Source organism: Arcicella sp. LKC2W, from assembly GCF_034931005.1.
GTDB lineage: Bacteria > Bacteroidota > Bacteroidia > Cytophagales > Spirosomataceae > Arcicella.
This window is the reverse complement of sequence record NZ_JAYGIN010000020.1, coordinates 1-26,370: the sequence shown is the minus strand read 5'-3', so window position 1 is coordinate 26,370 and position 26,370 is coordinate 1. Positions and strand designations below refer to the sequence as shown.

Genomic DNA, 26,370 nt, shown 5'->3' with positions numbered 1-26,370 from the left:
TTAATAAGTTTTTTCAACTTCCCGAAAGTGGAAAAAACTTTCGGGAAGTCCCCCAATCAAACATTTTAGGGTGAAAATTATTCAGATAACTTATTAAACACTGTATTTAGTATTTCATTTATTTCTGATAAAATTCTATTGGTAATTCGTCGGGGTCGCTGGTAAAGAAAAATGGTCTATCCGTAATTTCATCAATCCTAATCACTTCACAATCAAGCCCTTTGGCTACTAATTGTTCACGAGTTTCTTCAATATTATTAACTTCAAAAGCTAAATGACGTAAACCACAAGCTTCTGGACGTGAAGTTCGTGCGGGTGGATTGGGGAAAGAAAATAATTCTATTTGATACAGCCCATTGACCGATAAATCCAGTTTATATGATTGTCTTTCAGCACGAAATACCTCATTTTCAACTTTGAAGCCTAAAATTTCCGTATAAAATTTCTTCGATTTTTGATAATCAGAACAAATAATGGCAATGTGATGAATATGATTGATTTGAAGCATGGAAATATTTTAGGGGTTGGGATTTAGAATTTAGGCGTTAGAGATTTCACGCACTGATTTCACAAAATTAAAATTTTAGCACAATCACTATTGTGTACAAAGGTAAAAAAAGAGTTCAACAAATGTAAGTGAAAAGCGATTTGCGAAAAGCGAACAATCACAAAACAGATTTTCAACAGATTTATAATTCAATTTTTAAGTTATCAAAAAACAAAATCTCAACTTTAAACCTTCCGATGAGCAATAATATTATTCAAAAACCCTAACGTTTTCGTAACTTGCAGGCTAATTAAAACAACAAGCGAAAACAATGAAACAAATCATTTTTACTGAAAAAGCACCTGCCGCAATTGGCCCATATTCACAAGCGGTACTTTCAAACGGAACATTATACGTTTCGGGACAAATAGCCTTTGCTTTAGCAGAAGCTGGTGCAAGCATCGAAGAGGAAACTCGTCAGGTAATGGAAAATTTAAAGGCAATTTTAGAAGCTGCCAATATGACTTTCGAGAACGTGGTAAAATGCTCAATTTTCGTAAAAGACATGAATAATTTTGTGGCAATCAATGGAATTTATGGTGAATTTTTCACTTCAAATCCTCCTGCTCGTGAAACCGTTGAAGTTGCACGTTTGCCAAAAGATGTCAATGTTGAAATTTCTTGTATCGCCGTTAGCTAAGTTGTGAATTAGTGATTTAGCCAATTATGAATAAAAAATCCCTAAATCACTCGCTCACCAAATCACAAATAAAAAAATGTCCAACAATCAAGTTAGAGTACGTTTTGCACCAAGTCCAACAGGGGCTTTACACATTGGTGGTGTCAGAACAGCATTATACAATTATTTATTAGCCAAGCAATTAGGAGGAAAAATGTTGCTCCGTATTGAAGATACCGACCAAACTCGGTATGTAGAGGGAGCAGAAAAATATATTATTGAAGCCCTTTCGTGGGTGGGTATTACTATTGATGAAGGTATTGGCGTTGGTGGTCCACACGCACCGTATCGTCAGTCTGAACGTAAACCAATGTACATGGATTATGCCATGCAATTGATAAATTCGGGGAAAGCTTATTATGCTTTTGATACTTCTGAAGAATTGGATGCTATGCGTCAAGCCCTTGAAAGTCAAGGCTCTGCATTTCAATACAATGCCGTAACAAGAGTAAAATTAAACAATTCATTAACGCTTTCAGAAGACGAAACAAAGGCGAAAATTGAAGCGGGCGAGCCTTATGTAATTCGGTTGAAAGTGCCTGCCAAAGAAGAAATTCGCTTCAAAGATATTATTCGTGACTGGGTTCATGTGCATTCATCAACGATAGATGATAAGGTTTTGATGAAGTCAGACGGAATGCCAACGTATCACCTTGCCAATGTTGTGGACGACCATTTGATGGAAATTTCGCACGTAATTCGTGGGGAAGAATGGTTGCCATCAGCACCTTTACACGTACTTTTATACCGTGCTTTTGGTTGGGAATCTACCATGCCACAATTTGCCCATTTACCGCTTTTATTAAAACCCGAAGGCAACGGAAAATTATCAAAACGTGATGCAGATTTAGGCGGTTTTCCAGTTTTCCCATTAGCATGGACAAACCCAGATGGTTCAAAAGCATTAGGTTTTAGAGAAGAAGGTTATTTAAAAGAAGCCCTTGTAAACTTCTTGGCTTTCTTAGGCTGGAATCCTGGAACGGAGCAAGAAATGTTCTCAATGGACGAATTAGTCACGGCTTTTTCATTGGAAAGAATCAACAAGGCAGGAGCAAAATTTGACATCAATAAAGCAAAATGGTATAATCAACAATACTTAAAATTGCAATCAGATGAAGAACTTGCTAAAACATATCTTCCTGATTTTGAATCAGATAAAGCTATAAAAATCGTACATTTATTCAAGGAAAGAGTAACTTTTCCACAAGAAATAACACAAGAGGCCAATAATTTATTTACTGCCCCAGAAACATTTGATGCAACCATTGTAGCTTCAAAATGGAATGTTGATGCCCAAACAAGTATTACCGCTTTTGCTGAAGCAGTACCAAGTATAGAAAATTTTGTTGCTGATGAAATTAAACATACTTTACACGATGTTTTTGAAAAATTAGGAATCAAAATGGGAAAAGTAATGCAAATGTTACGGGTAGCCGTTACAGGTGCGGGTGCAGGCCCAGACTTGATGCTTTCGATGGAAATTATGGGCAAAGATGAAGTAACGGCACGTCTTACAAAAGCATTGAATGAATTGCCTAATTTGTAAAATGTAGCACAGGTTTCTAACCTGTGCTACATTTTACAAATTGGATTAATGATTTTTGAACTCAAAAACAGGCTAATAACCTGTGCTACTAACAATGGCTAAGAAAAAAGAAGTAAAAAAAGAAGACCTTCCAAAGGTTCATAAAGAATTGGAAGGGTTTGATATTTCAATAAACTCATTCGGTGAAATCAATCGCACGATTGACATTGAAAAAATCAATGAGTTTTTGAATAAAAACATGGATGATAAGAAATTGAGAAATAGAGAATAAGAGGAATTAGGAATTAGGAATTAGGGGTTAGGAGTTTAGGAATTGAAAACTAAACCAGAAACCTAATTTCTAAATCTTCAATCCTACAACCTAAAAATATGATAGACAAAGAATCACTACAAAAAATAGCTCATCTCGCACGATTGGAGATGCCAGAAACTGCTGAAAAAGAATTGATGGACTCACTGAACTCCGTTCTTACTTGGATGGAAGAATTGAACGAAATCAATACGGATGATGTAAAACCTCTAACTCACATGAGTTTAGAAATCAATGCTTTGCGTGAAGATAAAGTCATTCCAAATATTAGCCGTGAACAAGGTTTGAAAAATGCCCCGAAACAAGATGGAGAATACTTTAGAGTTCCGAAGGTGATGGAGTAAAGTAACACAGACTTCAGTCTGTTTGTGTACTTATAAACAGACTGAAGTCTGTGTTACTTTACATATAATATTCCAAAGCCTTTTTCATTTCGGATTTTGAAACTGCGATATCGTAAGTACATTTTCCTGCACCTTCCAACAAAGAAAAACGCACTTCTTTTCCTTTATTCTTCTTGTCTTGGGCAGTTAGAGCGATAATTGGCTCAATATCCGACTCTTTAATCGTAGCTTTTCCATAAACTGAGAAGATAAATTCTTCGATATTTTCCAATAATTTTTGGTCAATCATACCACGCTCAAAGGAAATATAGGCTTCACAAATCATACCTGCGGCAATGGCTTCTCCATGAAGTAAATGTAATTTGGGTTTTCCTAAAAAATACGTTTCAATGGCATGACCAAGCGTATGCCCAAAATTTAGTATTTTTCTAAGACCTTTTTCTGTTGGGTCTGCCTCTACAATCTTCTCTTTTATCGCTACTGAATGAGCAATTAAATCCGTAAAATTCTGTTCTTCAAAATCTTTTCTACGAATCTCCTCCCATTTTTCAGCGTCCATGATTAAACAATGCTTAATGATTTCGGCAAAACCAGAACGTAATTCGCTAAATGGTAATGTTTTAAGAAAATCTGCATCAATCAATACTGTCTTAGGAATTTGAAAAACTCCAATATGATTCTTAAAACCATGAAAATCAATACCTAACTTCCCTCCTACACTGGCATCTACCTGCGATAGTAGTGTTGTTGGAATTTGGATAAAATCAATACCACGCTTATAAGTTGAGGCACAAAAACCGCCCATATCACCGATAACTCCTCCGCCCAAATCAATTACCAAACTATGGCGGTCTAATTCGTTATCAGTCATGGCTTGCCAAATAACTTCACAAGTTCCTAAATGCTTTTCAGATTCTCCTGATTTAATTTTTACTAAATTGTGTTTTGGCAAGAAAGGCTTAATCACAGGATAGCAATGACGAAAGGTTTTTTCATCAGCAATTACCTGAATTTTAGTATATTGATTAGCATTTAAAAATGCGGGAAGGCTTTCCGAAATTGAAGAAATAGTAACAGACATGGTTAATTGAGTTGTAAGTCATTAAATCCTAAGATTTTTTGGCTACGAGATTAAATATTAGACTCAAAATTACCCAATTTTATTTGAACCGTCTCAAATGAACAGGCAAAATCTATCTCAAATACAAAAAATCAAAGTATATGTTTAACCTTGTGATGAAAAGCCGCCAACAATTCATGTTCTGGAGGTAATTCTGTAATGAGATAATCAACCTCCTCAGCGGAACATACCTGTAAACGCAGAGAAGAGTTTAGTTTTTCAGAAATCATCGGCGTAACTACTTTTTTGGAGGCTTTTATCATTGCCTTTTTCACTTGAACAATCTCATAATCTGAGTCACTAATGCCGTCTTCATCAAAGCCATTTACCCCCAAAATACACAAGTCAGCCTTGATTTCATTGATTTTTGCAACCACTTCTCCCCCTACGCTAATCTTTGAAGTATTTGACAATTTACCACCTAATAAAATTACTTCAGTATTTGGGTGTTCTACCAATTCTAAAGAAATTAATGGACTAACCGTAAAAAAAGTAACATTCAGGTTTTCGGGCAATTGATTGGCAATAGTTCTGATGGTCGTTCCTCCGCTGCATAAAATCGTCATTCCGTCCTGAAATAATGAAATTGTTTTTTGGGCAATGATATGTTTTTCATCATAAGCATACGTTTCTGCTTGGGTTGCCGTGAAGTTGTAAGACTTTGACAATGCCCCACCGTGAACCTTCACAATTTTACCTTCTTGGGCAAGTTCGTTTAAGTCTCGACGAATGGTATCTTCCGAAACATTGAGTTCCAAACTCAAATCTGAAGATAAAACTTTGTTATGAAGATTTATCTGTTTTATAATCTGTGCTTGACGCTCTTTTTTAAGCATTATTCTGTTTTCGGTAACAATCATTGCGTGTTTGTGCAGGTTTTTATTTAAAAATAAAATTATTTTAGTGGTAAATACTTATAATTGGTAAAATTTTAAGATAAATTTACACAATTTTAAATACTTTTGATATATTTGTTCATAAAACGACTAAACTATTTGCAATAATATGCCTGTTTCATTTATCTCAATAAAACAAATAGGCACAAACAGGCATCTAACTTTAACCATTTAATAACTCAATAGATTTCAATTAATTATTTACAATTTGACAAGACATCTCCTTCGATAATCTCATATTAGAAATAAGTCTCGAAGATAATGCTTTTCGACTTTTTTTATCGCATGACGTGCCTCCACAAGCATCTGTTTATTAATTGAAACGCTATTTTTCCATCAAAAATCATGAAGAAAAAAATTACCACAGCTTTGTTGGGCATTTTGGGGCTTTTGTTTGTGTCTTTCGCAACAATTGCACAGAATTATACCATCAAAGGAAAAATTGCTGACTCTAATGGTCAACCCATGATTGGAGCAATCAATAATTATAATTTCAATATGACTAAAGAGTACAACACTTCAATACAAACTTAATTCAGGTAAAAGGGCGAGCTTCATAATTCGCCCTTTTTTAAGTTTTTGTCTTTGTTAATTCAAGTAAAAAATAAGAAATTAGTCCTAATATTTTATCTCTTCAATTCAATAAACAACCCATTTTCTTCATGGAAAAACTACTACTCAACAAATTTATGTGGCTTCTTTTTTGTGTAGTGATTTGTACTACCCAAATCGGATGGACGCAGGACAGACAAGTAACTGGTAAGGTTACTGATTCCGACAAAAATTCTTTACCTGGTGTAAGTATCATGGTTAAAGGAACAACTCGTGGAACTACAACTTCAAACGATGGTACTTTTAAAATTGCCGTAAAAGAAGGAGTAACGCTTGTTTTCAATTCATTAGGTTTTGAAAAAAAAGAGGTAAAAATTGGTACGCAAACCGTTATTAATGTCGCATTAAATAGTTCTTCATCAGAATTAGATGAAGTAGTTGTAACAACAGCTTTTGGTTTAGATAAAAACAAAAGAGCTTTAGGGTATGCCACACAAACAGTTAGTGGCGATGATATTGCCGAAACTGGGCGTGAAAATATCTTCAATGCTCTTCAATCAAGAATTGCGGGAGCTACCATTAATTCTACTTCTGGAGCACCTGGAGCATCTTCTACTTTGGTATTGCGTGGATTCAACTCATTGAGTGGCAATAACTCACCTCTTATCGTAATTGATGGTTTGCCAATTAATAACTCAACTTTTAATCAAGGTTTATTGGCTTCAAATGGTGCTAATAGAGATAATGACTTTTCAAATCGTTTGTCGGACATTAACCCAAATGATATTGAAAGTTTGACAGTATTGAAAGGGCCAGAAGCTACGGCTCTGTACGGTATTGATGCAGGTAGTGGTGCCATTATTATTAAAACGAAAAAAGGACAAGCAGGCAAACCGAAAATTTCTTATAATAATTCATACAGAATTGACCAAACCTATTTGTTTCCAGAAGCAACGCAAACTGTTTATGGAACAGGAACATTCGGAGCTCCAACCCAAACCCGTTTGGCATTTGGTCCAAAAATTCCAGAAGGAACTCCTATTTACGATAATATTAAAAGCTTTTTCCAAGATGCCATCACTTACAGTCATAACCTTTCAGTAAATGGTGGAAAGGGCAGATTTACGTATCGTGGTTCGTTTGGTTCGGTAAATCAAAACGGAACCGTACCCAATACGGGCTATGACCGATACAATACAAGAGCAACCATTTCATACAATACGCCAAACAATAATCTTAATATTTCTGCAACAGGGTCTTTTGCATATAGTTACAATCAGAAGGCTTTGAAAGGAACAAGTGGCTTTCTACAAGGTCTTTTGTATTGGCCAGTAACGGATGATGCCAGCGATTATGTCAATATTGATGGAAGTCGTCGTAGATTTTTTGATAGTGAAAATTTTGCAGAAATTGATAATCCATACTGGTCTGTCAACAAAAATAAAAGCTCTGACGTAACCTACCGTCGTAATTATAACCTATCTATCAATTATAAACCATTGAGTTGGTTAGACGTAATTGCCAAAATGAGTTATGATGGTTATAACATGAACGGAAATACGTTTTATCATCCAAGTTCAAATGATTTCTATTCAGTAAATGGACAAATTGAAGACTATACACAACAATATCGTGGTTTGAGTGGCGTATTCATTTTAGGTGCAAGTAAAAAAGTCACACCTAAAATTAGCATGGATTTAAGAGTAGGAACGGCAATTGATGATTTCAGAACAGAAACTTTCTCGAAAAGAGGACAACGCCTAACCAAACAAGTAGTTGGAAGTGAAACCTATGTCAATGAAATAAGAACTATCGACCCTGCTACCTATTTGGATAGCCGTTCTTTAGGACGTGACACGCTCACACTCAGAAGATTACAAGGTGTTTTTGGAGAATATGTATTTAGTTATGATAAGTGGTTGACGCTAACCCTAACAGGCAGAAACGACTGGACATCAACATTGCCAATCCAAGCTCGTTCATTTTTCTATCCTGCGGCAAGTTTAGCTTTAGTTTTCAGCGACTTACTTCCTAAAAGTAAAGTATTAACTTTTGGCAAATTGCGTGGTTCATTGGCAGAAACAGCAAAAGACATTCTTCCATACAACTCGCAATCTGTATATGCCAAACAATTAACCAGTGGCTTGGGCTATGGTTATGGTTTTACCAATAATAATCCCGGTATTTTACCCGAACGCCAGAGAACATTTGAAATTGGTACAGAATTAAAATTCTTTGGTGGCAGACTCGGACTTGATGCGGCTTATTACAATACTAAAAACATTGGTCAAATTGTGCGTTTAGTGCGTTTGAGTTATGGTTCTGGATTTATTTTAGCTACACTCAATGTAGCTGATACTCGTAATCAAGGCGTTGAAATTGTTTTGACGGGACAACCCATTAAATCTAAAAATGTTATCTGGAATACAACCTTCAACTTTTCCAAAACAGCGAACGAAGTGTTGAATTTACCAGCCAACATTCCAGAATATTACAACTCTGACACTTTCTTGAGTAGTTTTAGAAATGGTTTGATTCCTGGGGGAACAACGACAACCATTACAGGTTTGGATTATTTAAGAAATACAAAAGGACAAATATTAATTGACCCAGCAACAGGAAACCCATTATCGAATCCAAACTACGTAAAAATTGGTGACCGTAATCCAGATTTCACACTCGGCATTAACAACGGTTTTATCATTGATAGATTTAATTTCTCTTTCTTATTTGACATCAAAAAAGGTGGAGACATTATGAACGGAACGGCCTATGCACGGACTTTACAAGGACAAACGGCTCTTACTTTAAACCGTGAAACGCCACAAATTATACCTGGTGTTTTGAATGATGGATTGCAAGAAACCGATAATCCTACCAAAAATACAATTCAGATTTATCCGCAATACACCACATATTATCAAGATGGGCGTGTATATCCTTCCGTATTTATGGAGAAAAATATAAGCTGGCTTCGTTTGCGTCAAATCTCTTTAGGGTATAATCTGCCAACAAAATTTGTCCAAAAATTAGGCTTTGAAAGTGCCAATGTATTCGTGAATGGAACAGATTTATTTATCCTAACAAATTATTCAGGTGCTGACCCTTCGGTAAATGGCAATAATGCCTCAACACAAGGAATAGGTGGTTTTGGAATTGACTGGTTCTCTACTTCAACGCCAAGAGGTTTTGCAGTAGGTATCAAAGCTGACTTTAAAGTCAAATAATCACAAATTCAGTAGATTTCATCAAGAATTGTTAAAACGATTTTGTTCAATGTTTTAACTGATAAAAGATAAAAGACAAATGAAAAAAATATTTCTTTTAACCATACTAACCTTCGGATTGATGTCGTGTACAAATTACATCGACGAAGCATTTAAAAACCCAAATGCTCCCACCGAAGTAACACCAGCGGAGGTACTGCCTTCTATGTATGCCAACTTAGCTCGTGGCATTCAATTTGATTCTCGCTTTTTGGGACGTTATGTTCAGAACTGGACAATTACCACCTCTGGTGCTACTTGGGACAGACAAGGTTATGACCCCAACTCTGACAATGGCGGTGAAAAATGGCGTACTCATTACTGGAATTTAGGTCAAAATACCATCAATATGATGCGTGATGCCCGCAAACAAGGTAAAGATGAATACATTGGCGTTGGTCATGCCCTTTTTGCTTTAACTTGGCTACAACTAACTGACTATCATGGCGATGTTATTCTGAGAGAAGCTTTTGACACAGGTAAATTAACCTTTGAATATGACCCTCAAGAAGATGTTTATGCAAGAGTAGCAATGCACTGTGACTCTGCGGATATTTATTTCAATAAGTTAGCCTCAAAACAAGTTTCAAGTGATTTCGTCTTGGCAGATAAATGGTTTTATGAAGGCAATATCTCGAAATGGAAAAAATTTGTAAGTGGTGTTAGAGCTAAACTTTTGCACCGTTATTCATTAAAAGCAAATTATAAACCCGACGAAGTTATCAAAAATGTAAACGCAGCTTTTACAACCATTGATGATGATGCTTTAGTAAAATTCAATAATGGAGCAGCAGCTTCTGACGATGCCAATTTCTATGGCCCACGCCGTAACAACTTAGCGTCTTATCGCCCAACGGATTTCTTCATTCGTTTACTTGACGGTACCGTTTATACAGGCGTAAAAGACCCACGCATGGCTTATTTATTTACGCCAAGTACCGACGGAAATTTTAGAGGAATTGCGGTAAATGCAGGAGAAGCAACAACATTACCCGCAAACCGTAAAACCTATAACTTTTTTGGTTTTGTAGCAACGACTGCCCCAGCAGGTGGTGCTGATGCCAATGCTCGTTCTTTTTTCAAAAACGATGCAAAATTCCCAATCATGACCTTAGCCGAATTACAATTTATTAAAGCTGAGGCAGCTCTAATAAAAGGTGATAAAGTGATGGCATTGGAAGCACTAAAGGCAGGTATCAAGGCAAGTTTTGATATGTTTACCAAAAATTATACAGGCTATAAGGCATTCACGGCAACAGATGTTACTAATTATATCAATGCGGTTAGCCCAAAAACATCGGCAGAAATTACCATTAAAGACATTATGGTTCAAAAATACATTGCTCTTTGGGGACATGGTTTTGAGGAAACATGGGTAGATTTACGCCGTTATCAATATAGTCCTGATGTATTTCCGACATGGACATTTACCAATTATTATCCCGACAATTTAGGCAAATATGCGTATCGGGTGCGTCCAAGATATAATTCTGAATATCTCTGGAATGTAGATGCTCTTAAAAAAGTAAAAGGACTTGATGCTGATTATCATACTATTCCTACTTTTTTTGCGACCAAAAATTAAGAATCATCATAAAACGAAATACGACATGAAATATATATCATTCACCGCTTTGGCACTCATTTGTATAGGACTATTTTCCTGCGAAAAAACGCTTATCGAAGCCAATCAACAATGGGCATTGGCAGACCCTAATAGTGCAAATGTAAAGGTTGTCAATGCTTATACTTCTAATGTACCCGCTGGTGCTACTGGAGTTGGCGTTACTCGCTTTTACATTTATCAAGATGCCAGTAAACTTAACGGTACAGCTATTGCATCGTTGGGTACATTTCCTGTATCTTCAACATATTCCTCAATGAAAACGGGTTCAACTACGTTTAATTTTTTATTAGACAGAAGAATTGGAAACGTATATGGAAATCCTATAAAAGGAGACACTGCTTTTTCTGCTAAAATGACTTTAGAAGCAAGCAAATATTATACAATTTTTATGATTGGAGAATCACCAAAACAATCATTATGGTTGGTAGAAGACAAAATTTCCGACCCTAAAGAAAATTATTATGCAGTTCGTTTTGCCAATGTGGTGGTATCAGCAAGCAACAAACCAATTGATGTATTTTCAAGAAGGCAACAAAAAAAGATTGCTACCAATGTAGCCTATAAAGGTATTACCGATTTTACAGAGATTCCAATTGCCAGCATTAGCGATACGCTTGATGTAATGGATGCAGGAACGACTAAGGTGTTATATAGTCTTAACAATTTTAATCCAACAAGTCGTAGAATTTATACATTTTTCACTTACGGACGGACAGGATTTGCCCCTGAAAGATTAACCGCATATATCAACAGATAATTTTATGCTTGTTTTTCGATGTTTGATGTTTCCTTGTTGAACATCAAACATCGAAAACAAGCCACTATTTCGTCAAAATCATCACCACATTACTTACAGCCCTTTCTCCTTTATGGTCAAATTGTTTATTATCACACGGATAATTAACCACTCTATCTTCATTTTGACCCTTTACGTACATCGTTGTTGAGCCTCCTCCATCCAGATTTACAGCATCTTTACAACCCAATGCTTTTGCCATAAAAGTCAACTCATGCAAAGACATCCCTTGAGCCATTGCGTTACGTCCATCAACCGTAATGAGCAATAAATCATCATCATTCGTTATACAGGCACAAGTTCTCGGATGACGGTTATCATTAAAAGCATTCACTCTCAATTCTTGCTCCTCATTGTTATGAATAAGTAGTGGCCCAGTAACTAATATATTATTTTCGGGTAAAGATTTCTCCCAATACAATTTTGCTCCACCTTTTACAATTTTCAGATTATTGTCATCAATTGTAATAGCGGCAACACTATGCTCTGGAATTATTCTATCTGGTCTATACGAAGCAGAATCAAGAATTTTCTTATTAATTTTAATAAAATCAACCGCCCCTCCTCGCTTTGTATTAAAGAACCCTCCATTCACAGCAGCCAACGCATTGTTTTCTAAAGCTAACAAACTGGTAGGCTTCAATTTACGCAGTGTGTCTCCCTCTGAAACATAAGTATCGGCTGAACCAAAAGCAAATTTCAATTCTTTATTATTACGTTTTGTTTGAAGAATATTGATGTTTTGATTGGAAGCAAATAGCTCTTTTTGATTAAAATGATAACTTTTCCAAAGAAGTCCATTTCCTAAATCAATAGTGAACCATCTGACATAGTTTAACATCAGTGAATCAGCGTAATTTTGAGCATTAGAAGTAACAAAAAATACGGTAAGGAGGTATGCAGTCATTAATAACCGCTTCATATACTTAGGCGAAATATTGATAATAACGAATATAACGAAAAAGTCTTCTGAAAATTATTTTTTCAGAAGACTTTTATTAAACGGCACTTTTTAGGAATAAGGTATTAGATGAAATTTCTTATTACCTACGTCATAACTCATACCTAAAACCTATTCCACTGTAACTGATTTCGCCAAATTTCTTGGTTGGTCAACATTACAACCACGCATTACTGCAATATGATATGATAATAACTGCAATGGAATGGTTGCCAACAACGGAATTAATGCGTCATGTGCCGCAGGAATTTCAATGGTATAATCAGCCATCGTTGGAATTAATTTATCACCTTCTGTTACAATTGCAATAACTTTTCCTTTACGAGCCTTCACTTCTTGAATATTTGACACCACTTTTTCGTAAGAACTGTCTTTCGTTGCAATAAATACAACTGGCATTTCTTCGTCAATTAAAGCAATTGGCCCATGTTTCATTTCTGCGGCAGGATAACCCTCAGCATGGATATATGAAATTTCTTTCAATTTTAATGCTCCTTCTAAAGCAACAGGGAAATTATAACCACGTCCTAAATAGATAAAGTTACGAGCATCCTTAAACTGTTCTGCTATCACTTTAATTTTCTCATCAGCTTGTAAAACCTTCTCAATTTTTGAAGGAATTCTCTCTAATTCAAACAATAATCTTCTGAAAGTATCCTCGTGCAATGTACCTTTTTTACGAGCAACAGCAATCGCCATTAATGCTAAAACAGTAACTTGAGCGGTAAATGCTTTGGTAGAAGCTACCCCAATTTCTGGCCCTGCGTGAGTATATGCTCCTGCGTGTGAAGCTCTTGGAATTGATGCTCCGACTACATTACAAACACCGATAATGGTTGCTCCTTTTGATTTTGCCAATTCAATTGCCGCTAAAGTATCCGCCGTTTCTCCAGATTGTGAAATAGCAATTACAAAATCTCCTTCTTTAATAATTGGATTACGGTAACGGAATTCTGAAGCATATTCTACCTCAACATTGATACGAGCTAATTCTTCAAAAATATATTCACCTACTAAACCTGCGTGCCAAGAAGTCCCACAAGCGACAATAACAATGCGTTTAGTTTTGGCTAATTTATCAATATAATCACGTAAACCACCCAACATCAAATGTCCACTATCAGCATTTACACGTCCACGCATACAATCTGCCACAGAGCGAGGTTGTTCATAGATTTCTTTCAACATAAAATGTTCAAAGCCACCTTTCTCAATTGCCTCCAATTCCATTTCAAGGGTCTGAACATAAGGCGATTGTAGAATATTATCAATATTCTTAACGGTCAATTCACCATCACGAACTACTGCTAATTCGTAGTCATTCAAGTAAATAACTTCATTGGTATATTCAATAATTGGCGTGGCATCAGAGGCAAAAAAGAACTCACCCTCTCCTACTCCAATTACCAAAGGAGAACCTTTACGAGCAGCAATCAATTGAGAAGGATTGGTAGCATCCATAATTACAATGGCATACGCACCAACAACCTCTTTCATTGCCAAACGAACCGCTTCTTCCAATAAACAACCTGTATTTTGTTGAATATCTTCAATGAAATGGATAAAAACTTCTGAATCTGTATCCGAATAAAAAACGTGTCCTTTCTTGATTAAATTCTTTTTAATAGAATCATAATTTTCAATGATTCCATTATGAATAATTGCTAACCTTGAATCAGAAGAATAATGAGGGTGTGCATTTTTATCATTTGGCTCACCATGTGTAGCCCAACGAGTATGCCCAATACCGATTGTACTTTTCAGATTTGCTTCAATGAGCGTTTCTTCTAAATCTTTTACTTTGCCTTTTTTCTTGTAAATATTTAGTCCATCATTCAGCAATGCAACTCCTGAACTATCATAACCACGATATTCAAGACGTTTTAATCCTTTGATAATTAATGGATAGGCTTCACGATGCCCAACATAAGCGACAATTCCGCACATAAGCTTTTAGTTCTTGGTTAAAGAAGTAAAATTATAGTTTATTTTGATTATGCCATAATGTATTGATTAATAATACGTTACAGCCCTAACCTTTAAAACCTAAAACCCACCCCTAATATCAGTAATATATTGCCACAAAAATAAAGCGGAGATTTCAGATTATGAACCTCCGCTTCAGATTATTTTAGTAAAATATCAATTCTTTTATTTTGCAACGTATGTATAGTAAATCTTCAATTTCATTTTACTGTTATTAAAAACTGCTCTATCTGGCGTTGGACTAACAATATTTTTACTTGAAGAAGGTGAACGAGTTCCAGTTGAAGAATTAGTCACAAATGAGGTTGATGATAACAACCAACCATTTGACTTATTTCTTCCTGAAAGGATATTTTGTAATGAACTTGTTACATTAAAAGTGTAAGTATTACTTTTGGCTACATAAGCAGCTGAATAACTTTCGCCAGACACAAAATAAATTGTTCCTTCACCCGTAGTAGTTGTTCTTAATGGACGATTGGCTGGCGTACTTTCAATAATCACAAGGTCAGACGGCAATGACAATCCTGTATTATCATTTGGCTCTAAAACCAATTCTGCTTTATTAATAGCCACGTCTCTTCCGTTCTTTAATTTTGCTAAAGTTGGGAAATTCAATTTTACCCCTAATCCAGTTGCCGCTTGCACTACTACTTCATTACTTGTTGAAGAAGCAGGGACAATATCTCCACCTTTTTCTAATTTCGTAAATGTTCCCGTTTTCGTAGGTGTTATTTTGACAAAACGAGCATTTTGTGCAGCTCCTGTTGAAGAAGTATATAAACCAATATAAAGATTATTTGATTTAGTGGTATCAACAGTCACTCGGATACTATCAGCAGTATTTGCTGCATTTCTTAATGTATAAATGTATTTATAATGATAATACACTTTTAGCACAGATAAATCTGACGAAATTCCTAATATTGCTGCATTCTTGGCACTTTCAGAAGTTAAAGCCAAACCTCTGATTTTATTTCTAAATCCAGTTCCAATTAAAACATTGTCTTTGCTACTTTGTAAATCTCGCTGAGAAGCGATGAAATTAACAAAAGTAGGGTCAGTAATTGGGATTCTGAGGGTATCAAATCTACTCGTTCCAGATATAATATTTTTATCCTTAACAGGTCTAATTCGTACATTTTTAGCTTGTCCCAACAAAGTAGATTTCAATGAAGGAGCTGTTGATGTTCTATAATACGACAATGTAGCATCTAAAGAAGCATCATCCGACAATTGTGTCAAATTAAACGTTTGAGGCTGTAAAGTATCTCCTTGATAAAGCGTATAAGGCATAATAAAACGGATAGAATCTACTTTACTTGGATATTTCAACCAAGTAACATTTTTTCTACCTGCCGTATCTACACTCGAATAAAGTGTATCTGCATTTGCAATATGGAAATAACTACTTGCTTCTACCAAACCAAGTTTGGGGTCAATATAACGCCCAACTAAAAGATTTGAGGTATTACTTGTTGCAACAGAATCCAACAAAACCGTTGAAGCATCTACTGTTAATGTATCGGTAAATAATATTCCAATATCTTGCACAAAAACATCAGAGCCAATTTCTTGTGGGTCTTCGCAAGCAGTCAAAGAAATACAAAAGAAGAGAATGATACTCGTTAGTAGGCTTTTATTCGCCCACCAACGCTGTGTAAAGATTGTAAAAACCGTCGATATCTGTTTCAGAAACGTACTCAAATTTTTTGTCAGGTAATTCATTAAAAATAGTGTTAAATTTCTCTGTTACTTCTTCCTCTGTCGTTATAACTATATCAGAATACTCTATGCCAATTTTCATAAATCCTTCATAATCTGCTGAAGCTAAACTACCTAACATTTCATCTTCAATATTGGTATTTTTAACTTTTTCATAAAGTCCCTCAAATTGAAATTTATGTTCGAAACTATTGTCAAAAACTGAAAATACGGTTTTTGAATCTTTGAAAATTGGGTCACTTTTGTAAGTCGTTTTCAGATACAAAGGAATTAGTGCCGTCATCCAGTCGCTACAATGAACAATATCTGGTGACCAACCTAATTTCTTAACGGTTTCTAAAGCTCCCTTGCAAAAAAAGATTGCTCTTTCGTCGTTATCTTCATAAAACTTACTTTCTTTGTCCGTGAAAACGTATTTTCTTTGAAAATAGTCTTCGTTGTCAATAAAATAAACCTGTAATCTTGCTAAAGGTAATGACGCTACTTTGATAGTAACAGGCATATCTGAATCACCAACTGGCACGGTAAAACCTGATAATCTGACTACTTCATGAAGGCGATTTTTTCGTTCATTTATCAACCCAAAACGTGGCACTAAAATCCTGATATCAAACCCTTTGTCTTGCATAGCAGAGGGTAATTTTCTGATAAAATCAGCGACTTGGGTCGTAGAAAGAAAAGGGTCAACTTCACTGGCAACGTAAAGGATACGCAATTTAGACATTGTTGTCGTTGTTAGAAGCTTTGCAGCTGTTAAAAAGTGTTAAGTCGTTTATTATCATTTCAACGGCGAACCGTTATTTGTCATTTGAATTGTTATAAAAGTAATTTTAATACTTTTGTAAGACTTCTCTAAAACCTGATAACTCGTCAACTTGATGCTTTTGTTAACACCAAAGCAGAGAAATATAAGTAAAAAATTATGCAAAAATATAAAAAAAATACGGATATTCCACAATAAATTGCTTCGTTATATGGACTTATTGGTTTTGTTTCTGCGTTCTTGTGAGAAATCAGTTATTTAAACTCAAATAACATTACCCAAAGCGAAGGTCACTTTTAGTATATTTCCAAGAACATCGAGCGTAAATAAAAATGCAAGTTTTTCACACAATAAAATCCCTCCAAGTTTTTTTAAAATCAGAACGTCTTGCGGGTAAATCTGTTGGTCTTGTACCAACTATGGGAGCATTACACAATGGACATTTGTCGTTGATTGAAGCCTCTAAAAAACAAAATGAACTTACGGTTTGTAGCATTTTTGTAAATCCTACTCAATTTAATAATGCTCAAGATTTAGCAGTCTATCCGAGAACATTAGAGGCAGACTGTCAAATGCTTGAATCAGCAGGATGTGATGTCGTTTTTGCTCCAAGTGTTGAGGAAATGTATCCACAATTACCCAATCTAAAATTTGACTTTGGAGATTTAGAAAGAGTAATGGAAGGAAAATTTCGTCCTGGACATTTTAATGGTGTTGGCGTTGTGGTATCAAAACTATTCAATATCGTTCAGCCTGATAGTGCATATTTTGGACAGAAAGATTTACAGCAATGTGCCGTTATCAACCGTTTGGTAAAGGATTTGAGCTTTTCATTGACCTTAAATATTTGCCCAACTCAGAGAGAATCTGACGGCTTGGCAATGTCTTCAAGAAATAGAAACCTTAGCCCAGAACAAAGAAATTTAGCTCCAGAAATCTATAAATCATTGCAACAAGCCTGTGATTTGTTAAAAAACAAAAAATCTGGAACAGAAACCCAAAAGTTTGTTACCGAGTATTTGTCAAACGTAAATGGCATTGAATTAGAGTATTTTGAAATCTCAGATTTTGAGACACTCCAACCTATCAATCAACTTTTGGAAGGACAAACAGCTTTGTGTATTGCCGCATTTATGGGTAAAACTCGGCTAATTGACAATGTAATCATTTGATGTTCAACACATTAATAATTTAAAAATGATTTAAAGAATCTATAAATTAATTTATTCGCTTCTTCAAATTACTTTTCGCTTAGTATAGAATCATTAATTCTAAATACCTTTGTACTTTGATTTAATTAATACCCTTTTTTTATCTGAAAGGAAAATCAAACATCGAATCCCAAACATCAAATCAAAATATGTTTATTCACGTTATGAAATCAAAACTTCACCGTGTGAAAATCACGCAGGCGGAGTTAAATTATGTTGGAAGTGTAACCATCGACGAAGACCTCATGGATGCTGCCAATCTTATTGAAAACGAAAAAGTGCAAATTGTTAATAATAATAATGGTGAGCGTTTTGAGACTTATGTTATTACTGGCGAACGTGGCTCTGGAACTGTTTGCTTGAATGGAGCAGCTGCTCGTAGAGCTCAAGTTGGTGATATTGTAATTATTATTGCTTATGGTATCATGACTCCCGAAGAGGCAAAGGAACACAAGCCAAATCTTGTTTTCCCTGACAGTAATAATAGATTAGTTTAAATTTTAGGGGTTAAGCAGAAGTATTTGGGAATATCCTTTTATTTTTCTGTAAAATTGACAGCCAAAAGCTAAATACTAACAACTAAAACCTCCTTTATGAAAAAAACATTTCAGTATCTTCTTTTCTTAGGAATTGGGGGTGGCTTAATTTGGTACTCAATTGCTTCGGGAATTATCAATCCTACCAAACTCTGGGAAGATGTTTCTCATGCCAATCTTTGGTGGGTGGGATTGATGGTACTTCTGACATTTGTGGCACATGGAAGTCGGGCGGCACGTTGGCAAATGTTATTAGAGCCGCTTGGATATAAACCTTCATTTTTTAATGTCAATAATGCCGTTTGGTTAGGATATTTTGCCAATAATTTAGTACCTCGTTTGGGTGAAGTAACTCGTTGTAGTCAGTTATATAAAAGTGATAACATTCCTGTTGAAAAATCATTGGGAACGGTTGTTACCGACCGCCTTTTTGATGTTGTGGCACTATTCGTTTTATTATTAATTCACTTTATTATTGATTTTGATAAACTTTGGGCATTTGTCAATCAACAATTGGCTCAAAATAGCGGTAATCAAGGCGGAAAATCAAACCTATTATTCTTCCTTTTAATTGGGGTTGTTTTTGCTGGCATGATTCTTTTTATTTTCCGTAAAAAAATACTTGAAATATCAATCGTGAAAGTAGTTTTTGAAAAATTAAAAGGACTTTTAGATGGATTATTAAGCATTAGACATTTAAAAAATCCGAAACTTTTTCTGTTTTATACCGTCATAATTTGGGGAATGTATTGGTTGATGGGATACGTACTTTTCTTTGCCATTCCAAAGTTTTCTAACTTACCTCCTATTGCAGGTTTAACCTTTTTGGTTTCGGGAGCATTGGCAATGATTTTACCATCACCAGGTGGAGCAGGAACGGTAACAGCAATCGTTTCGCCTGTTTTTGTAACGATGTACGGACTTTCAAAAGACGATGCAGGTACACTTTCGACATTCGTTCAGAGTTCTCAAATGTTGGCGACTTTGGTGATTGGTTTAATAATTTTTATCATTTCGATATTTACTAATAAGAAAACAAGTAAGTAGAGAATAGATTACAGAGGTCATATGATAGATTGGTAAAAAAAATTCCACCAATCTATCATATGACCTCTGTAATCTAACATCTATCATCTAATCTCTAACATCTGTTCTCTAACCTCTATCATCTAATCTCTAAAATAATTATGACAGAACATAAAATACATACACGAGAATCAGTTGCTGAACAAGTAGCAAAGTGGCAGTTGGAAGGGCAAAAAATTGTTTTCACCAATGGTTGTTTTGACATAGTACATTTAGGACATATAGACTATTTAGAAAAAGCTCGTAATCTGGGTCAAAAATTAGTTTTAGGCTTAAATACTGATGCTTCCGTCAGACGATTAAAAGGCGAAACTCGCCCCGTAGTAAACGAATATGCACGCTCAAGAATGATGGCAGCTTTTGAATTTGTAGATGCCGTTGTACTTTTTGATGAGCCAACCCCTTTGGAATTAATCGAAACGGTAAAACCTAATATTTTAGTAAAAGGCGACGATTATTCCATTGAAACTATTGTAGGGGCAGATTTTGTTATAGCAAAAGGAGGCGAAGTAAAAACAATTCCCTTAGTAAAAGGATATTCAACAACCAGTTTAATAGAAAAAATTAAAGCAATCTAAGAAAATGATAGGAATCTATTTAATCACGTTTGTCTTTGCAGGAATTGGAATGTTTGTGCAATGGCGTTTAAAAAGTAAATTTCAGCAATACTCAGAAGTCGGTTTACAAAATGGACTTTCGGGCAGAGAGATTGCCGAGAAAATGTTGAGAGATAATAATATTTTTGATGTAAGGATTGTATCCGTAGAAGGACAATTGACTGACCATTATAATCCATCAGACAAAACGGTAAATCTTAGTCCAGATGTGTATCACGGCAGAAGCGTATCAGCAGCAGCCGTAGCCGCTCATGAATGTGGACACGCTGTACAACACGCTGTGGCGTATTCGATGTTACAATTTCGTAGCTCAATGGTTCCCGTTTTGAACCTTGCCAACAACTTCATGCCCATTGCTTTAATGATTGGAATGATGATTTTATATTCGACAGGTAACAAATTAATCTTGACTATTGGAGTTGCGATGTTTGCCTTAGCAACACTTTTCAGTTTTGTGACCTTACCCGTAGAATTTGATGCATCACGCAGAGCCTTAGCTTGGATGGAATCCAAAAACATGGTAACTCAACCAGAACAAGACGGAGCAAAAGACGCACTTTGGTGGGCAGCCATGACTTACGTAGCAGCGGCTTTGGGTATGTTAGCCCAATTGCTATATTATGTGAGTTTATTGTCAGGGAGACGAAGTAATGATTAGAAATACAAAAAAGCCAATCTGTAATGGGTTGGCTTTTTTTGAGATGGATTAGATTATCAATTTGGGAAAGTAAAATTAGCGTTTTTTAAAATCATCGGGTAAATCAGGTTCGTCTTCTAAATCTAATTCTAATTTTGTACCTGTGCTTAAAATTTCTATGCCAATCGTAAAAGCTCCCCAAGCAACTCTCTTTAATTTTGCTACTCCATTTACTACATCAACTGTTTCTACATCAGGCTTAAAGGTAGGATGTAGATGAAATCTTACCTGACCTTCTAACTTTACTTTAGAAGGATCTTTCGCAAAAACTTTATACGTAAGATTATACCACCCTTTTATACTGGGGTCAGCAATTTTATCTACTGAAATTTTATAATTTTCATCTTCTCGACTACGTCCAAATTTTCCTTTACACGGGTCGTCTAAGTCATCAGGTTTATTTTCTATCCCTGATGCTTCAATAATCTGTTTTGTAGTTTCAGTAATTTTTTGTGTTCCTCCTCTTTGTTCAGTCGCTTTTACCAATGTATCTGCTTTTTGTTTAGCTTCCTTTGCAGTATCTTCCGCTTTACTTACCCTATTCAAGACTGAGTCAGAAACTGTCGAAATAAAGCGAGTAGAAGTAATTGCTGCTAAAACACAAAAACTGATAAAAAGAATACAGTCATTCAATTTATGATTTTGCAAACCATCTAAAATACGACTTTGAGTTATTTCCAAGAAAATAGGTACAATTATAGAAGCTCCTATTCCTACAATAACGGAACGGAATAAAGTATTACCATCATTACCTTCTGAATCTTTCTTTAAATTATAATAATAATTTACGCATCCTCCTATTACCCCAGAAACGATAATAAAAGTAATAATTGCCCAAAAGTTCACCCAATCAAAACTCTGATTTTGAGCCGTATATTTCTTTGAAATTTCTAATAATGCTTTCAGAGAGTCTTTTGTGATGGGGATTGTGTCTGTTTTCATGAAATGAAGAGTTTATAGAATGATTATCTTTTAGCACCAAAACCCGCAATAAAATTTAATGCCGCTATTAAATTTCCATCTTTGATATTAGTTCTATCAAAGTTTTTTCCTAACGAAATTGTAAGCAATTGGTTTTCAGAAACTTGATACTCCGCATTAAAAACATATCGATTTGTATGCTTAGCATTACCTGTTTCAGCATTAGTCTGATTTCTCCAAATACTTTCTATTGATAAAGAAAGCTTATCATCTATAAGTCCACTTTTTATAAAGCGAAAACCAAAATCTACACTGGAAATATTTTTTGTAGTTTTGAAATCATACTCATTCAAATATCTTGCAACACCCAAGATACTATAATCTTTTTCCCACTCATAGCCTAAATTTGCCCAAACCCCAATTTTTGTGACTTTGGAACTATCAAAACGCTCATGAAAAAAATCATAAATATATCCTAAAGAAATATCCGTCTTAAAACCATAACGCTTAAAGGATAATTCAGATAATTTTTTAAAAGCGTTCTTTTTTGTAATATTTTGTTTCTCGGATGATAATGACAAAAGACTATCTAATTCAGAAACTCTTTTATCACGAATATTACTTAGTTTTTTAATTTTTACAGAGTCTTTAATCTCATCTAATTGACTTATTTGACTTGTTATTCTTTTACAAATGGAATCGTTTAATATAAGAGTACCAATTTGGTCAACTTTAAATTTAGACAACACATATCTATTATTTAATTCATTTTCTGTTGCTTTACTCAGTTGCCCCCTAAAAAGTGAAAACTTCACTCCTAAACCTAACTGATCATTTTTCTTTTTTGCACTATCACTTTTCGAGAACCCAATTGAAATTAAAAAACTTTGATTGAAATTCTCAATTGGGTTATTACTAATTGTTTGGTCAAATCGAAACTTATTCTTCTTCAAAATTGAGATGGGGGCAAATTGCATAGCAAAAGTTCTGGGTATTGCACTAAATCCATTGGTAGCATTATTAAGGATGACTGCAAAGTCCGTAACATCTGTAGGTTTCTCAATATTTGAACTTTCTAATCCCATTAGAAGCAATGCAGGAGTCGAAGGGGCTTTTAACATATTTATTGTTAAACTATCTGAACTTTTCTTATCAGTATCTTGAGCAAAGGTATTTTGTATTAAAAATAAAAATACTGTGATTGTAAATACTTTTTTCATGATATGTTAATTTATTTTTCTAAAAGTGATAAAGAAAACAAGCAATATTGATTTGTCAGTTGGAATTATAACAGGTTCATTAATTATCCTATCTATTAATCCTCCTGTGAGTTTTACATCTACTTTTGCGTCATCACCTTCAGGGTCAATGTCAAAAATTTCTGTCACTATCATTAATGTTTTTGATTTTAAACTATTATTTACTCCTATATAAGTTTTTGGGAAATGATTAGTTTCTGTATTCCCAATTTTAGTTTGTTCAAGATGAACACTTATAACGCCTGGTTGTCCAAAAATACTTACTTCAATAGTTACTGGACTGCTACTATCATCTACATTATAAAAATATTGTCTTGTACTTGCCATGTTATTATTTTTTAAATTGTTAAATAATCAGATATTTTCATCCAAACCTAACTAAAAAAGCCAAACCTAAATGGCTTGGCTTCAATTACTTAACAAAATTCTTATTATACGGTCAATTCGTCAAATCTTCACTCAACATTTTATTTTCTCCATCCTCCCCCCAAAGATTTGTACAATCCAATCACGGCACTATACTGACGTTTTTTGAGATTAATTAATTCTATCTGAGATTGTAAGGCATTCTTTTGGGCGGTGATTACCTCTAAATATGTTGCCCTTCCCGACCGAAATAGCTCCGCCGAGTTGTTGATGGATAGTCTTAATACATCTACTTCTTGTACTTTCAAGTCGTACATTTCGTTGGTGTTTTGTATTAAATTCAATTGGTTATAAACCTCTGTAAAACTGTTAACGACCGTTTTTTGGTAGTTGAGATAAGCCATTTTTTGGTCGGCTTTTGATGCCATCAAATCCGCAATTATTTGTCTTCTGTTGGCTAAGGGTGCCGTTAATCCACCAAAGGTATTCATCGCCAATGAAGCAGGATTTAACCACAAAAGTGCTTTAAATGACTGCAAACCAAGCCCACCTGTGAGATTTAATGATGGGTAAAACGCTGCTTTTGCCGTAAATAAATTGGCATTGGTGGCTAAAAGTTCGTATTCTGCCTGTTTGATGTCGGGGCGGTTTTCGAGCAAACGGGAAGGAATGCCTACCGTTAATTTCGGAGGAATTACTTTGGCCCATGCGACTTTCTGACGAATAATGGCTTGCGGATAACGTCCTACTAAGAAATTCAATTTGCTTTCGGCTTCTACAATTTCCTGTTTTACCTCTATTTTAAGGGCTTTTGAACTCAATAATTGGGCATTTAATAAGTCCACGCCTAATTGATTGGCTTGCCCTGCTTGTTTCAAAACACGAGTAATTTCAACGGCTCTTTCCTGTAAAATGATGTTTTCTTCGAGGAAATCTAACTCATTGTCTAAGATTAATAATTCATAATACGCCGAGGTAATCAGAGCCACCAATTCACTGACTACTAAATTCTTACCTGATTGGCTGGCTAATAATTTTGCCGCCGCCGATGCTTTCTGACTTTTGAGTTTACCCCAAATGTCTATCTCCCAAGATGATTGAACGCCTAAGTAATAATCGGGAATTATGGGGTCTGGAATTTGTTGCTTTTCGTTAATATTGGTTGAAAACTGGGTATCATAATTTCCTACGCCATCAACGGTATAATTCCCAAATTTCCGCTGTCCAATCGTAACGTTAGCGGCTAAATCTGGCTTGCCTAAACCTTGGGTAAATCGAACGCCTGCCCGAGCAATCTCAATTTTTTGCAGGGTCATTTGCAGGTCAAAATTATTGGTAAAAGCGGTATCAATCAGAGCCACTAAGGTTGAATCCGAAAAGAAGGATTTTATCGTTGGTAAGTCTATCGCTGATGAGTCTTGCTTGGCAATAAACTTTTGGGGCATAGCCAATAATGGACGATTTTGGGGTATTTCTTGCTTGATTTTACACGCTCCCAAAAGCATTATTATGACTACGAAATAAATGCTTTTATATTTATACATACGCTTCTTCAATAGTTTTAGTAGTTTTTTTCTTTCGTTTTCCCTTGCCCATTCCTGCAAAAATCACGTACAATCCTGGGATAACAATTACGCCAAATATTGTCCCGAATAACATTCCTCCTGCCGCTGCCGTTCCGATGGTTTTGTTACCAATTGCTCCCGCCCCCGAGGCAAACATCAGCGGTACTAAACCTGCAATAAAGGCAAATGAGGTCATTAAAATGGGTCGGAAACGAGCTACTGCTCCACCCACGGCAGCTTTGAGTAATGTTTTGCCTTGCTTCTGTTGCAAAACGGCAAATTCTACAATCAGAATGGCATTTTTACCCAAAAGTCCAATCAACATGACCATGGCCACTTGAGCATAAATGTTGTTTTCTAATCCGAATAAATACAAGAAAAACAAAGAGCCGAAAATCCCAACGGGCAAGGATAAAATGACGGGAAGTGGCAACAAGAAACTTTCGTATTGAGCTGAAAGTAAAAGGTAAACGAATATTAAACAGATGATAAAAACGCCAATTACTTGATTACCAGAAAGTACTTCTTCCCGAGTCATGCCCGACCATTCGTAGGCGTAACCACGGGGCAATTCTGTTTTGGCGACTTCTTCAATGGCTCGGATGGCATCGCCAGAACTGTATCCTTTGGCGGCTTCTCCGTTAAGCATAGCGGATACATACATATTGTAGCGAGTCAATTGTTCGGGCCCATACACTCGCTCAATCCTGCTAAAAATAGCGTAAGGAACCATTTCACCGTTTTTATTCTTGATTCGTAACTTCATAATATCCTCGGGCAAAGCACGATATTTGGGGTCTGCCTGAATCATTACTTTGTACATTTGACCATACAAAATGAAGTTGGTGGCGTAAAAACTACCAATCAAGGACTGTAAATTACTCATCGCTGCATCTACCGAAATCCCTTTTTTCGCTGCCATGTCTTGGTCAACGTGAATCATGTATTGTGGGAAATTGGGGTTAAAACTGGAAAATGCTTCTTTGATTTCGGG

The 26,370-nt window shown here is 35.4% G+C and carries 25 protein-coding genes; 13 read left to right on the top strand and 12 right to left on the bottom strand.

All coding sequences use genetic code 11. The features are described 5' to 3' along the window. Positions 1-118: 118 nt before the first annotated feature. Positions 119-508 carry a VOC family protein gene (locus VB796_RS16565; RefSeq protein WP_323347682.1) on the bottom strand — a complete coding sequence of 130 codons (390 nt, stop codon included), beginning with the start codon at positions 506-508 and terminating at the stop codon, positions 119-121. A gap of 310 nt (positions 509-818) precedes the next feature. On the opposite strand from VB796_RS16565, the gene VB796_RS16560 reads away from it, so the two are divergent. The 4 genes from VB796_RS16560 (at position 819) to gatC (ending at position 3,426) form a co-directional block, all read left to right on the top strand. Next, positions 819-1,187: a Rid family detoxifying hydrolase gene (locus tag VB796_RS16560; RefSeq protein ID WP_323347681.1), complete on the top strand. Its 369-nt coding sequence runs from the start codon at positions 819-821 to the stop codon at positions 1,185-1,187. A 76-nt stretch (positions 1,188-1,263) separates the two neighbouring features. Further along, positions 1,264-2,772, top strand: coding sequence for a glutamate--tRNA ligase (gene gltX, locus VB796_RS16555; protein WP_323347680.1), 1,509 nt, complete (start codon positions 1,264-1,266; stop codon positions 2,770-2,772). A 94-nt stretch (positions 2,773-2,866) separates the two neighbouring features. Next, on the top strand, positions 2,867-3,043 hold the full coding sequence (locus VB796_RS16550) for a hypothetical protein (protein WP_170117760.1): 177 nt from the start codon (positions 2,867-2,869) through the stop codon (positions 3,041-3,043). Between the two features lie 98 nt (positions 3,044-3,141). Then, positions 3,142-3,426, top strand: a complete 285-nt coding sequence (gene gatC / locus VB796_RS16545; RefSeq protein WP_323347679.1) for an Asp-tRNA(Asn)/Glu-tRNA(Gln) amidotransferase subunit GatC — start codon at positions 3,142-3,144, stop codon at positions 3,424-3,426. A 58-nt stretch (positions 3,427-3,484) separates the two neighbouring features. Here gatC and aroB read toward each other — a convergent pair whose 3' ends face one another. Continuing rightward, positions 3,485-4,507, bottom strand: coding sequence for a 3-dehydroquinate synthase (aroB, locus tag VB796_RS16540; protein WP_323347678.1), 1,023 nt, complete (start codon positions 4,505-4,507; stop codon positions 3,485-3,487). 131 nt (positions 4,508-4,638) lie between these two features. Then, on the bottom strand, positions 4,639-5,382 hold the full coding sequence (locus tag VB796_RS16535; RefSeq protein ID WP_323347677.1) for a DeoR/GlpR family DNA-binding transcription regulator: 744 nt from the start codon (positions 5,380-5,382) through the stop codon (positions 4,639-4,641). Positions 5,383-5,787: 405 nt separating this feature from the next. Here VB796_RS16535 and VB796_RS16530 point away from each other — a divergent pair, with 405 nt between their 5' ends. The 4 genes from VB796_RS16530 to VB796_RS16515 all read left to right on the top strand — a co-directional run bounded on the left by VB796_RS16530 (position 5,788) and on the right by VB796_RS16515 (position 11,644). Beyond that, the gene (locus tag VB796_RS16530) at positions 5,788-5,976 is read left to right on the top strand and encodes a hypothetical protein (RefSeq protein ID WP_323347676.1); all 189 of its coding nucleotides are present in this window, start codon (positions 5,788-5,790) and stop codon (positions 5,974-5,976) included. A 128-nt stretch (positions 5,977-6,104) separates the two neighbouring features. Beyond that, positions 6,105-9,221, top strand: a complete 3,117-nt coding sequence (locus VB796_RS16525; protein WP_323347675.1) for a SusC/RagA family TonB-linked outer membrane protein — start codon at positions 6,105-6,107, stop codon at positions 9,219-9,221. Positions 9,222-9,300: 79 nt separating this feature from the next. After that, positions 9,301-10,845 carry a SusD/RagB family nutrient-binding outer membrane lipoprotein gene (locus VB796_RS16520; protein ID WP_323347674.1) on the top strand — a complete coding sequence of 515 codons (1,545 nt, stop codon included), beginning with the start codon at positions 9,301-9,303 and terminating at the stop codon, positions 10,843-10,845. Between the two features lie 25 nt (positions 10,846-10,870). Beyond that, on the top strand, positions 10,871-11,644 hold the full coding sequence (locus VB796_RS16515; RefSeq protein WP_323347673.1) for a DUF4397 domain-containing protein: 774 nt from the start codon (positions 10,871-10,873) through the stop codon (positions 11,642-11,644). 64 nt (positions 11,645-11,708) lie between these two features. On the opposite strand, the gene VB796_RS16510 is transcribed toward VB796_RS16515, so the two are convergent. The 4 genes from VB796_RS16510 to VB796_RS16495 all read right to left on the bottom strand — a co-directional run bounded on the left by VB796_RS16510 (position 11,709) and on the right by VB796_RS16495 (position 17,079). Beyond that, positions 11,709-12,605, bottom strand: coding sequence for a phosphodiester glycosidase family protein (locus tag VB796_RS16510; protein WP_323347672.1), 897 nt, complete (start codon positions 12,603-12,605; stop codon positions 11,709-11,711). A gap of 150 nt (positions 12,606-12,755) precedes the next feature. Beyond that, entirely contained in the window at positions 12,756-14,591 is a 1,836-nt protein-coding gene (gene glmS / locus VB796_RS16505; protein WP_323347671.1) for a glutamine--fructose-6-phosphate transaminase (isomerizing), read from the bottom strand. Between the two features lie 204 nt (positions 14,592-14,795). Next, positions 14,796-16,358, bottom strand: a complete 1,563-nt coding sequence (locus VB796_RS16500) for a DUF4270 family protein (protein ID WP_323347670.1) — start codon at positions 16,356-16,358, stop codon at positions 14,796-14,798. Beyond that, positions 16,270-17,079, bottom strand: coding sequence for a glycogen/starch synthase (locus VB796_RS16495; protein ID WP_323347669.1), 810 nt, complete (start codon positions 17,077-17,079; stop codon positions 16,270-16,272). The genes VB796_RS16500 and VB796_RS16495 overlap by 89 nt, the downstream gene beginning before the upstream one ends. A 371-nt stretch (positions 17,080-17,450) precedes the next feature. Between VB796_RS16495 and panC the strand changes: the two genes are divergently transcribed. The 5 genes from panC to VB796_RS16470 all read left to right on the top strand — a co-directional run bounded on the left by panC (position 17,451) and on the right by VB796_RS16470 (position 21,226). Continuing rightward, the gene (panC, locus tag VB796_RS16490; RefSeq protein WP_323347668.1) at positions 17,451-18,290 is read left to right on the top strand and encodes a pantoate--beta-alanine ligase; all 840 of its coding nucleotides are present in this window, start codon (positions 17,451-17,453) and stop codon (positions 18,288-18,290) included. A gap of 188 nt (positions 18,291-18,478) precedes the next feature. Further along, positions 18,479-18,826, top strand: a complete 348-nt coding sequence (panD, locus tag VB796_RS16485; RefSeq protein ID WP_109743636.1) for an aspartate 1-decarboxylase — start codon at positions 18,479-18,481, stop codon at positions 18,824-18,826. A 96-nt stretch (positions 18,827-18,922) separates the two neighbouring features. Then, positions 18,923-19,912: a lysylphosphatidylglycerol synthase transmembrane domain-containing protein gene (locus VB796_RS16480; protein WP_323347667.1), complete on the top strand. Its 990-nt coding sequence runs from the start codon at positions 18,923-18,925 to the stop codon at positions 19,910-19,912. Positions 19,913-20,052: 140 nt separating this feature from the next. Further along, positions 20,053-20,529 (top strand): D-glycero-beta-D-manno-heptose 1-phosphate adenylyltransferase, encoded by a 477-nt coding sequence (rfaE2, locus tag VB796_RS16475; protein ID WP_323347666.1) that lies wholly within the window; start codon positions 20,053-20,055, stop codon positions 20,527-20,529. 4 nt (positions 20,530-20,533) lie between these two features. Then, positions 20,534-21,226, top strand: a complete 693-nt coding sequence (locus VB796_RS16470; protein ID WP_323347665.1) for a zinc metallopeptidase — start codon at positions 20,534-20,536, stop codon at positions 21,224-21,226. Positions 21,227-21,301: 75 nt separating this feature from the next. Here VB796_RS16470 and VB796_RS16465 read toward each other — a convergent pair whose 3' ends face one another. From VB796_RS16465 to VB796_RS16445, 5 genes are all read right to left on the bottom strand, one after another. After that, complete coding sequence (locus tag VB796_RS16465; RefSeq protein WP_323347664.1) at positions 21,302-22,207, bottom strand: YEATS-associated helix-containing protein; 906 nt, start codon at positions 22,205-22,207, stop codon at positions 21,302-21,304. A 23-nt stretch (positions 22,208-22,230) separates the two neighbouring features. Then, a complete protein-coding gene (locus VB796_RS16460) occupies positions 22,231-23,406 on the bottom strand; it encodes a hypothetical protein (RefSeq protein ID WP_323347663.1) in 1,176 nt (391 codons plus the stop codon). Positions 23,407-23,412: 6 nt separating this feature from the next. Continuing rightward, complete coding sequence (locus VB796_RS16455) at positions 23,413-23,772, bottom strand: hypothetical protein (protein WP_323347662.1); 360 nt, start codon at positions 23,770-23,772, stop codon at positions 23,413-23,415. Between the two features lie 140 nt (positions 23,773-23,912). Further along, a complete protein-coding gene (locus VB796_RS16450; protein WP_323347661.1) occupies positions 23,913-25,355 on the bottom strand; it encodes a TolC family protein in 1,443 nt (480 codons plus the stop codon). After that, a partial coding sequence (locus VB796_RS16445) for an efflux RND transporter permease subunit (RefSeq protein WP_323347660.1) occupies positions 25,348-26,370 on the bottom strand: 1,023 nt, incomplete at its 5' end. The genes VB796_RS16445 and VB796_RS16450, both read right to left, overlap by 8 nt.